This window comes from Streptomyces muensis, assembly GCF_021474425.1.
GTDB classification, from domain to species: Bacteria; Actinomycetota; Actinomycetes; order Streptomycetales; family Streptomycetaceae; genus Streptomyces; species Streptomyces muensis.
Genome location: NZ_JAKEIP010000465.1, coordinates 1 through 3,592 on the forward strand (window position 1 = coordinate 1; position 3,592 = coordinate 3,592).

Annotated in this window: 3 protein-coding genes; all 3 read right to left on the reverse strand. The window is 67.4% G+C overall.

Annotated elements, in window-relative coordinates; all coding sequences use genetic code 11:
* Positions 1-73: 73 nt before the first annotated feature.
* From L0P92_RS43090 to L0P92_RS43100, 3 genes are read right to left on the reverse strand one after another with little or no spacing between them, the layout of a single operon-like run.
* Positions 74-985, reverse strand: a complete 912-nt coding sequence (locus L0P92_RS43090) for a carbohydrate ABC transporter permease (protein WP_234768589.1) — start codon at positions 983-985, stop codon at positions 74-76.
* Entirely contained in the window at positions 982-2,007 is a 1,026-nt protein-coding gene (locus tag L0P92_RS43095) for a carbohydrate ABC transporter permease (RefSeq protein WP_234768590.1), read from the reverse strand. Before L0P92_RS43095 ends, L0P92_RS43090 begins: the two co-directional genes overlap by 4 nt.
* The gene (locus L0P92_RS43100) at positions 2,004-3,329 is read right to left on the reverse strand and encodes an ABC transporter substrate-binding protein (RefSeq protein ID WP_234768591.1); all 1,326 of its coding nucleotides are present in this window, start codon (positions 3,327-3,329) and stop codon (positions 2,004-2,006) included. Before L0P92_RS43100 ends, L0P92_RS43095 begins: the two co-directional genes overlap by 4 nt.
* Between the last annotated feature and the right edge of the window lie 263 nt (positions 3,330-3,592).

Consider the following 3,592-nt stretch of genomic DNA (forward strand, 5'->3'; position numbering starts at 1 on the left):
GAGGGGGTGCGGGGGCCGAGGCGGCGGTGGCCCGGCCCCCGGAGCCGTACGGCTGAAAAGGGGCGTGCGCGGGTCAGCCCTTGACCGCGCCCTGCATGATGCCGCCGACGATCTGCTTGCCGAACAGCAGGAAGGCGATCAGCAGCGGCAGGGTGCCGAGGAGGGCGCCCGCCATGATCACCGCCTGGTCGGGGACATAGCCGGTGCCGAGCGAGTTGAGGGCGACCTGGACGGTCGGGTTCTCCTGGTTGAGGGCGATGATCGGCCACAGGAAGTCGTTCCAGGCGAACACGAAGGTCAGCAGGCCGAGGACGGCCATCGCGGGCCGTGCCGCCGGGAAGACCACGTGCCAGACGACCCGCAGACTGCTCGCGCCGTCCACCCGCGCCGCCTCGATCAGCTCGGTGGGCAGCGCCTGGAGCAGGTACTGCCGCATGAAGAACGTACCGAAGGCCGTGCACAGCGTCGGCAGGATGACCGTCTGCAGCTGGTTCGACCAGCCGAGGTCCGCCATCCAGAGATAGAGGGGTACGACCGCCAGCTGCGGCGGGATCATCATCGTGCCGATCGTCAGCATCAGCAGCAGACCGGAGAACCGGAACCGCAGCTTGGCGAAGGCGAAACCGGCCAGCGTGGCGAACACCACCGTGCTGATGGTGATCGTCGCCGCGACGAACGTGGTGTTGAACATCGCGGTGCCGAGCCCGCCCTCCTCCCACGCCCGCTCCATGTTCTTGAACAGGTTCCCGCCGAACCACAGCGGCGGCGGGGTCTCCGCGAGCCGCCGATCGGTGCGCGAGGCCGCGATGGCCGTCCACACCAGCGGGGCCAGCGAGACCAGCGCGAACAGGGTCAGGACGACGTAGGTGAGCGGACCGGCGTGCAGCTGCTTGCCTGCGCCCATCACACGGGGCCGTTCGCGCCGCGGCTTCGACTCCTTCGCGGTCTTCGACGTCTGAGGAGCCGTCAGTTCACTCGTACTCATTGGGACTTCCTCAGCCGTCGGGAGACCAGCAGTTGGATCACGGCGACGATCAGCAGGATCAGGAACATCGACCAGGCGATGGCGGAGGCCTTGCCGAGGTTGCCGATGATCCAGCCCTGGTCGTACATGTACAGACCGAGCGTCTGGTACTGGTGCTCGGAGCCGCCCTTCGAACCGGACACCCCGCCGAACAGCAGCGGCTCACCGAAGAGCTGGGTCGCGCCGATCGTGGAGACGACCACCGTGAACAGGATCGTCGGCCGCAACTGCGGGATCGTGACGTGCAGGAACTGCTGCCAGCGGTTGGCGCCGTCGATCGCCGCCGACTCGTAGAGATCGGCCGGGATCGCCTGCATCGCCGCCAGGTAGATCAGCGCGTTGTAGCCGGTCCAGCGCCAGATCACGATCGAGGAGACCGCGAACTGCGAACCCCAGTCCGACTCACGCCAGTTGACCGGATCGATCCCGACGAACTCCAGCAGCCAGTTGATCATGCCGCCGTCCCACGAGTACAGCAGCACGAACACCAGCGTCGCCGCCGCCACCGAGGTGGCGTACGGGGTGAGCATCACGACCCGCCACACGGTCGAGCCGCGCAGCTTGTAGTTGAGCAGATGCGCCAGGCCGATCGCCATCAGCAGCTGCGGCACCGTGGAGATCACACCGATGGTGAACGTGTTCCACAGCGCGTTCCAGAAGAAGTCCGAGGACAGCAGGTTCTGGTAGTTGTCCAGGCCGGTCCAGGTCTGACCGTCCAGGTTGGACAGCTGCACGTTGTGCAGCGAGTACCAGGCCGTGTAGAGCAGCGGGACGAGCGAGAACGCCCCGAAGACGATGAAGAAGGGGGCGACGAACGCGTACGGCGACGCCTTCATGTCCCAGCGGTACAGCCGGCTGCGCCAGGAGTCCTTCCCCGGCGGGGGTGTACCGCGACCCTGAGCGCGGCCGGCCGCGCCCGGCTGGTCACCGGGCGCGGCGTCGGCGCTCGCGGCGTGCGCGAGGGCCTGCTTGGAGCTGGTCACTGGCCGAGCACGTCCTTGATCTCCTCGGACGCCGCGTCCCAGCCCTCGTCAGGGGTCTTGCCCTTCTGCTCGACCTGGAGGATGCCGATGTCGGTCAGCGCCGTGTTGATCGCCTGGTCCTTGATGCCGAAGTACTGCGAGGGGATGGTCTGCGCCGAGTCGGAGAAGATCTGTGTGATCGGCGCGTTCGAGAAGTACTCCGTGGTGGCGGCCGCCGGCTTCAGGGACGAGTACGCCGACGGGGTCGACGGGAAGCTGGCCTGCTTGGCGAAGACCTTCGCCTGCTGCTCGGGCGCGGTCAGCCACTTCGCCAGCGCGATGGCCTCCTTCTGGTGCTTGCCCGAGGTCGGCACGCCGATGAAGGAGCCGCCCCAGTTGGCCGCGGTCGGCGCCGCCGCCACGTCCCACTTGCCCTTGCCGGAGTCACCGGACTTCTCGAGGATGTAGCCGATCATCCAGGCCGGGCAGGCCACCGTGGCGAAGGTGCCGTTGGCGTAGCCCTGGTCCCACGGCTTGTCGAACTGCTTCAGCTTCGCCGACATGTCGCTGGTCGCCACGTCCATGGCGACGTCCCAGGCGTCCTTGACGCCCTGCGACTTGTCCCAGTCGACGGTGCCGTCGTCCTTGTAGTAGCGCTGGTCCGCGCCGCCGAGGGCCGCGTTGTAGACCGAGGAGGCCGAGTCCACGAACTTGGTGCCGCTCGGCGCCTTCTTCATGTAGTCCTTGCCCAGCTCGACGTACTTGCCCCAGTCGCCCTTCCACTGCGCGGCGAGCTTGGTGCGGTCGGTCTCCAGGCCGGCCTTCTCGAACAGATCCTTGCGGTAGCAGATCGCCATCGGGCCGACGTCGGTGCCGAGGCCGATCAGCTTGCCGTCCTTGGTGGTGGCCTGGGCGTTCTTCCAGTCCAGCCACTGCGACTTGTCGACCTCCTTGCCGAGGTCCACGAACTTGTCGGCCTGGGTCTCCACGGCCTCGGTGATGTTCATGACCTCGATGGCCTGGATGTCGTCGGCACCGGAGCCGGCCTGGAGCCGGGTGAGGACCTTCGGCCAGTAGACGTCGGTACGGGTGGTGACGTTCTCCTTGATGGTGATGTCGGGGTTGAGCTTCATGTACTCGTCGTAGAGGCCGGCCTGCTTGTAGCCGAAGGTGCCGAAGGTGCCGACGGTGAGGGTGGTCTTGCCACCGCCGCCGTTGCCACCGCCCTCGTTGGCAGTGCCGTCGTCCGAGTCCTCGGCGCAGCCGGCGAGCAGCCCTGTCGTCAGCGCGGCCGCGGCCGCGAGGGCCATCAGCCGGCGGGACCCGCGGGTACTCGTGCGCATTGCGTCCTCCTGTTGCCTGACGTGCCGACCCCCCGGCCAACTGCACTGTTGGGCCCGTTCGTTGTACTCGCTGCGGCTCGGGCGGGGAACGTGCGGGATGTGTATGTGTCAGGTACTGTGGGAGCGCTCCCACAGGTGATGAGTTGAAGGGTCGTCGGTCCGGGCGGGGGTGTCAAGGGTGGGGGAGCGGAGTTCTGCGTTCAGTTATCGGGCCGTTAACTGGACCACCTGAGTCCGCCCGGCGATTGCGGACGGGGCGCGTT